Raw genomic sequence first — 5,555 nt, 5'->3', positions numbered from 1 at the left:
GTTTGAGGGGAGCTCTGCGTAGTGAACGCGCGGATCGATGCCCTCGACGGCCGCTCGCGCTGCCGGATCCGGCCCATCGGAGACAGCCACGATCTCAATGTGATCGTAGGTTTGGGCCAGGGCACTCTCAACTGCTTTTCTAAGATCGTCGGGCCGTTTGTACGTTGGGATGATGATGCTTACAAGCCCTGGCTCGCACTGACCAAAGTCGTTGCGCACCGTCGTATCAACCATGACTGCTCTCCATCGCTGTCTGCGCCTCAGCGCGCAGGTTCGGCGGTAACTTTTCCAGCAACGCCGGTGTGACACCGCCCAGAAGCTGGTCGGATTCAAGCCATGTATCCTGCTCGGTCTCAGAACCTTCAGCGAAGCACATCTTCACGATGCAGGCATACGCCAGTGTCGTTGGTAGATAAGGATCGATCGGCGCCGACTCGGCAAGACCTTCCATGGCGAGCCAGGTGAGCATCGAGGCCGCTAATAAGTCGGTTGCCTGACGGCTACGGCGGTAACGCTGCCACGCGAAGAAGATGGCGCCCCAGAGCACGCCTGCGTACAGCAGCGATCCGACGAAGCCAAGGGACAGTGTCTGATCCAGATAGGTTTCGTGAGCATGGGGGACAGTCCACCCCTGATGGCCCGAGATCAGGCTCACGCGGCTTGGCGACCAGAACCCGGCATATCCAAAGCCCTGTAGCGGACGCGTCTTTACATAGTCAGAGAGCTCCGCCCAGAGCGGCGCACGATTGGAAAGATTGGATGTGTTCTGGGTATCGGTGCGGCCCATCATGAAAGCAGATTGTGCCGCGCCTAGTCCCTTTTGTCCCACAACGTAGACCAGGACTGGAAGCACAACCGCGAGGCATGCCACAGCCAGCATGGCGCGTGCGGGTGCGCTGAGGATCTTGCGCGCCAGGCGCAGCATCATGATGCCCGCCATCATCAGGCAGATGATCGTACTGACGCGTGAACGGGTGAGATAGAGCAGGATGAAAGCGGCGAACAGCGCGGGAGCAAGGAACTTGCGCCATGCCGGTCTGCGATCGAAGAGTGTAAGCCCGGAGAAGATGCCTGCCACAAGACTCATAGCCTGATAGTTGGCTTCGGCAACGCCCTGGAAACGATAGTCGGCATTGCGTGGATCGAAGATATGCTGCATGACCACATCGCCATATAAGGCAAGAATGGCAACCGCTCCGGTGACAAAGAAGGCGAGGACAGACATCTCTACGAGAGAGAAGCGTCGAGCAAAGGTGTAGATAGCGAGGATATTGATCAGGAAGACGACCAGCCGCTTGAGGGTAAGCGAGGGATCGTCACTCCAGGCAACGCTCATCACGGCCCAGATGACGTACGCTGCGGCGAAGTATCGCAGGTGGCCGGCGAAGCGTCCACGGCGGGGAAGTTCCCGCAGAAGGATGAGACAGAAGAATGCGATGACAGGCATCGCCAGCTGGCGGCTTGCGCTGCCCTGAAACGCCGCTGACTCCGCTGCTGCCGACTCCGCTGTTGCCCCGTGGACGATGAAAGGCAACACATAAGGAACTGAGTACCAGTAGCAGATACCAAGCGCGATGCCGCAGACGATCTTCACGAGCATCAACCGCCGGGTGATCTGCGAAAGCTCAAGGCGGACTCGTGCCAGCCGGTATGGTGTGAAGGCCGTGGGACGGGCGGTGCTCACGCATCACCTCGCGAAGGAAGCAGAGAAGAGCTCAGCTTCTTTCCGCCTGTCTCCAAAGCGAAATCGATGAGAGCAGGCGAGTCCCAGGGAACGTCCATCCATGCATCCTTGACCCATGAGCTTGCGGCGTCTCGCCGCAGCTCCTGAGGGAAGAGTGCGATGAACGGATTGTTCGTGGCTGCGGGACGATCTTCCACGTGTTTCTGTCCCAGGACCCCGCGCACATAGGCGGCCACCAGGTCTTTCCCTTTGCCGAACGAGAGATGGCTCACCTGCGTCGGACGCGTATTCATCTCGATCATCAATGGGTTTCCTGTATCCGGCTCACAGATGAAGTCGAAGCCGCAGAATCCGTTGATTCCAAGATGGGCAACGATGCGCGCCATGGCGTGGCGAAGCCGGGCGTCGTCCAGAACGCGAAGCACACTGGATGGTCCGCGGCTCTCCGTGGTTTGCACCACTTCAAACTCAATACTTGCGAGCAGCCGGCCCTGGTGTGCCATCGCCATGCTGGTGGCCTCTCGACCGGCGATCCACTGCTGTGCGCTGACTGCCGACTTCAGGCGCCGCGTCCAGGCGCGAAGATGCATCCACTCTGCATCGACCAAGCCGCGCTTCAGCACACGGGGAAGGCTGGGGGTCCGATGCAATTTGTTCCAATAGTCCTGCGCTTCCTCCATGGACCGAGCGATGCGTACCCCTTGGCCCCCCGCGCTTCCATCAGACTTTAGAACCAGCGGAAATCCCAGATGCGCAGCCGCGCGCGGCAGGTCGTCCGGTGTTGGTATGGGTTCTGTCGCCGGCACAGGCACCTGGAGTTGGTGTGCCTGGTGCAGCAGCTCGAATCGTGTCCGTGCCAGTTGCAGTGCTGCTGACCCCGCAGTGGTTGACTCAATCAGATGCCGCAGGCGCAAGCCATACTCGTTGTCTTTTCCGGCCAGCAGCAATCCGTAATGAAGTACGACTTCGTCGGCCAGAATCAGGCTGTCCGGTTGTGTAGCATCCAGGGCACGCTCGAAGCTGCGGAAGGGGCGCATCTGCCAGAAGTGTGTCCACTGCGAGATGACTCCGGTCAGCCGTGCCGGATGATTTGCCGGCGAGAGCAGGCTTACCTCGCAGCCGAGGCTGTGTAAGGCAAGGGCAAGACGCGCGCCCGAGAGCCACTCACGAGCCGTAGCGATCAGCACGCGAGGAGCCCTCGTGCCGTTGCCAAACTCATTTGTTCCCGGTGCTGTCACAATCTGTGTGCCCCCATCTTATGCATTTCGACCAAACGATGTCGTTCCTTGCGGGCTCGTAATTTCACGTCTGTAAAAGATCTGCCTGATGATTACAACCACAATACTGCCGGGCAACATCGCCAGGGCCACGCCAACGACATTCAATTTGCCTACCAGGGCAATCGCGACGAGTACCTGCACCACGAACCCTGCCAGGTTGGCATAGAAGACAAGGCCCGCCTTGTCCAATGCAGTCAGGCCATAGCTCTGCGCCAATGTTGCGGCAACGGCAATGAAGTTAAGAGCAAGAAAGAGCAGGATCAGCCGACCGTTGTCGGGAAAGGCTTTAAAGATCAGCCGGGCGACCCATGGGCCCAGAGCAAGCACTCCGGCGGCACATGCAGCCGAGCCCAACAGCAGAGCGCGGTCGTAACGGGCAATCACCTGCCGCAGGCCGGATCTTCCATCCTTTGCCAGAGCGCGCGCGACCACCGGAGCCATTGCGTTCTGCAGGCTGTTCAATGCTACTCGTGGAATATTGACCACGCTCTCGCAGATGGCATACGCGCCCACACTTGCCGGCCCCAGGACAGCCCCCAGCAGCCATGGGTTGCATTGGGCGCTCGCCATCGAGATCATGTTGCCGCCCAGCAGCCATCCGCCCAGACGAAGGTCCCGTCGAAGGTCTTCATACACATCGCGCAGGCGGATTTTGAAGGTCTTCCATTCAGTCAAAAGCCAGTACAGAGATACCACCCCGGCGCCAAACGAAAGGACCTGCAATGTCTCGGGTACATGCAGCCGGCCGAAGCGGTACAACAGCTCCACGCCGGCGATCTGTAGACCGACCGTTGCTAACTCGGTCCAGAAGGCGGCTTTGAAGCGGAGCTCCGCAAAGTACATGCGCCGGGTGAACTCACGGAACAAAATGGCCATTGAGGTGACAGCCAGCGGAACCATGACATTGGCATAGAGATCGTAGTGATGGCCCGCTGTCCACCAGCCGCCCATCCATAAAAACAACGCGAACACAAGGCAGGCACATACCTGCTGTCCGACAATGCTTCCCAGAAAGATATGCTGCCGTTCCTTCGGCGTTGAAGGCATGCGGAACATGAACGGAGCCCAGGAGAAGACGCTGCAGATCTGGATAAAGATATCCATAGACCGCTGCGTAAGGATGTAGGTACCAAACTCTGCGCGGCTGCCATGTCTACTGAGAATGGCGGCGACCACCATGTTGCCGAAACTATAGGTCACCTGGTCGGCCAGGGCGTATGTCAGGCGGTCGCCGGCAACTGCACGCCCGCGACTCCACATGGCGCGCAGCCTTCCTGGTGGCGGCAACGGCTCTTCGGGCGCAATGCTCGATGCTGGAAGGCTCATGCGCACGCGCTCTGATTGAGCTTCAACCTTTTCTCCATGTTGGTTCGGCCAAGTTCCAGATATGCCTCGTTCACCACATCCCCATTGCGCGACCACAGAAACTCACGAGCACGCATCGGGGCTGCCCAGCTCATCGCAAGTAGCTTTTCGGCATTCTCAGCCAATTCAATCAGGGCCTGACGCCAATCTTCAATTGCCCGTTTGGGGGAGACGACCGGCAGCCTGACTCCACAGGTCGCGTCCACCATGTCCTCGGCGCCCTGGTGACCAAAGCATAAGACCGGTACACCTGCGGCCATCGCCTCAAGCACCACATTGCCGCTGGTGTCTCGCAGACTCGTGAAGCAGAAGAGATCGGCATGGTGCATCGCCGCAACGGCTTCAGGGAAGGGAAGGCGCCCGGCGAACCTGACAATATCCTGCAGCCCGAGCCTTTCTGCCTCCGCGGTCCACAACTCTCGCATCGGCCCATCGCCAAGCACGGTCAGCCGGAACTCAGCCTGCTTACGCGCCTTACTGAGGGCACGCAGAAGAATCGGCAAAGCCTTGCGCGTCTGCAATTCGCCGCTCCACAAAAGCTCCAACGGTCCCGTCTGGTCCCCGCGCCGATTCTCCTCCAGGCGATGCTCAAACCGGGAATGGTCCGGCTCCGCTACATCTCTCAGCCCCGTCTCCAGCAGCAGGTCCACCTTTCGCCCCCAGGCACGCTCGTAATCACGCTGGTTGGTGGAGTTAGAGGCATAGATCTTCGCCGCACGGCGCGCCGCCCGCCGGACCCGCGAGTCGCGATAGAGCGTGTACTTGTTCGCGATTGCCCTGGCAGCCTCTTTGGCGGCTTCCTTAGGAGGTAGCAGCGATAAAAAGCTCATCGGATAATTCTGCGATCCTCCAACCGGTCCCCAGAGAAACGGAATATCAAGTTCGTATCCATAACCAGGTTCACGGAACGTATTCACGGTCGCCTGGTGTACCAGGTCGAAGTGTTCCCGCGCGTGCAGGCTCCGTGCCAGCTCGATCGCCAGTTTGTGCCAGTGATGATACGCGTTGTAGTTATACGCAAAGGCTCCATGAGCAGGAGATTCGGCGCGGAGCCTGGCATCCGGCTCCGGAGTATAAAACCGTACCTCCGGGGGGAGAAGACCTTCCTCCTGTGCCCGTTCGAGTGCGCCAAAGTTGTCCTCGCTGGTAAGGACATGCATCTGGGCTACGCGTGAACCCTCCAGCAGCCTGCCCCAGCCAACAGCCCACTCCGAGCCGCGATATGG

At 59.5% G+C, this 5,555-nt stretch carries 5 protein-coding genes; all 5 read right to left on the bottom strand.

Going from position 1 to position 5,555, the window contains the following annotated elements; translation table 11 throughout:
- Positions 1–234: glycosyltransferase family 2 protein (locus tag AB4043_RS12475; RefSeq protein WP_442307178.1), on the bottom strand; the 234-nt coding region annotated here is incomplete at its 3' end.
- Positions 227–1,684 (bottom strand): O-antigen ligase family protein, encoded by a 1,458-nt coding sequence (locus tag AB4043_RS12470; protein WP_442302583.1) that lies wholly within the window; start codon positions 1,682–1,684, stop codon positions 227–229. The genes AB4043_RS12475 and AB4043_RS12470, both read right to left, overlap by 8 nt.
- Positions 1,681–2,922 carry an ATP-grasp domain-containing protein gene (locus tag AB4043_RS12465; RefSeq protein ID WP_442302582.1) on the bottom strand — a complete coding sequence of 414 codons (1,242 nt, stop codon included), beginning with the start codon at positions 2,920–2,922 and terminating at the stop codon, positions 1,681–1,683. Before AB4043_RS12465 ends, AB4043_RS12470 begins: the two co-directional genes overlap by 4 nt.
- An 18-nt stretch (positions 2,923–2,940) precedes the next feature.
- Positions 2,941–4,290, bottom strand: a complete 1,350-nt coding sequence (locus AB4043_RS12460; RefSeq protein WP_442302581.1) for a lipopolysaccharide biosynthesis protein — start codon at positions 4,288–4,290, stop codon at positions 2,941–2,943.
- Positions 4,287–5,555 (bottom strand): glycosyltransferase family 4 protein (locus tag AB4043_RS12455; RefSeq protein WP_442307177.1); only part of this gene is annotated, 1,269 nt, incomplete at its 5' end. The genes AB4043_RS12460 and AB4043_RS12455, both read right to left, overlap by 4 nt.

Source organism: Terriglobus sp. YAF25, from assembly GCF_052113305.1.
Lineage (GTDB): Bacteria > Acidobacteriota > Terriglobia > Terriglobales > Acidobacteriaceae > Terriglobus.
This window is presented reverse-complemented; position numbering and strand designations above follow the sequence as displayed.

Bases quoted from the DNA above. Each gene is read 5' to 3' on its own strand.
- AB4043_RS12460 (WP_442302581.1), bottom strand. From the start codon at position 4,290: ATGAGCCTTCCAGCATCGAGCATTGCGCCCGAAGAGCCGTTGCCGCCA.